Here is a 957-nt window from a genome sequence, read left to right on the forward strand (position 1 = left end):
GGCCAGGCTGGTCGCGGCAGAGGCGCTTCCATTGAGGCCGTGAAACCTATGCTTCCAAGCGCGGCGGGGAGTCCCAGCGACAAGCCTGCGTTCGGCCGCCACCCTACGGCCGGCGCTGGCTATGTCGGCTGTTGCCGAGCCGCAACGACGGCCACTTAGGCAGCCGTGCCGACCAGCGATGGCGAGTCACCGCAAGCCAGCGCGACGAGATTCTGACGTTGAAGATCCCTCGGCTCGGGCGACAAGATCGTTGGCGAAATTCGCACGTTGTAATCGGGACGAAGGACCGATGGGACTACGCGGTCATTGCCTCAGGCGGATTTTTCATCGCTGGAAAAGACAGCATCGTCGTCCCGCTTCGGTATCTGCAAGTCGATGAGGAGCGAAACAGCTTTTACCTGCGCATCTCTAGTGCCGATGTGAACGCCGTTCCGTTGATGCCCGACCAGGAATATCTGTGGCTCGCCGATGAAGCATGGCGGGCGAAGAACGAAGGGATCTTCCAGAAGTTGATCCCTGACTCGGTTCGATAAGTAGCGGTCGCAATTTGATGATCATGCTGTCGATTGTCCTATTGCTTTGGGTCCCACGGCGGTCGCGTCGAACGACAGACGCGCTTTGGCTTTCGTTGGGATAGAGGATCGGCTATGGAACCAGTTGCTGGTTGCAGACATGGAATCGCGCAGCCAAAACGAGGGCCCGGAGGATCACCATGCATCTGACGAACGAGAGCATCATAGTCATATTGGTGGTCGGCCTTATTGCCGGATGGTTGGCCGGAAAGATCGTGCGGGGCTCTGGCTTTGGTCTAATCGGGGACATCGCAATCGGAATCATCGGCGCGTTCATCGGGGAATGGCTGCTGCCCCGCCTAGGCGTCCATCTCGGGAGCGGAACGATAAGCTTGATCGTTAATGCCACCCTCGGCGCGATTGTTCTTCTCCTAATCATCCGGTT

Annotated in this window: 2 protein-coding genes; both read left to right on the forward strand. The window is 58.4% G+C overall.

Annotation, left to right across the window (positions count from 1 at the left end; translation table 11 throughout):
* Nucleotides 1-131: 131 nt before the first annotated feature.
* Nucleotides 132-533 (forward strand): hypothetical protein, encoded by a 402-nt coding sequence (locus EN932_RS36940; protein WP_245465217.1) that lies wholly within the window; start codon nt 132-134, stop codon nt 531-533.
* Between the two features lie 179 nt (nt 534-712).
* On the forward strand, nt 713-957 hold a 245-nt coding region (locus EN932_RS36945; RefSeq protein ID WP_164890880.1), incomplete at its 3' end, for a GlsB/YeaQ/YmgE family stress response membrane protein.

This window comes from Mesorhizobium sp. M7A.F.Ca.US.002.01.1.1, from assembly GCF_004022955.1.
Lineage (GTDB): Bacteria > Pseudomonadota > Alphaproteobacteria > Rhizobiales > Rhizobiaceae > Mesorhizobium > Mesorhizobium ciceri.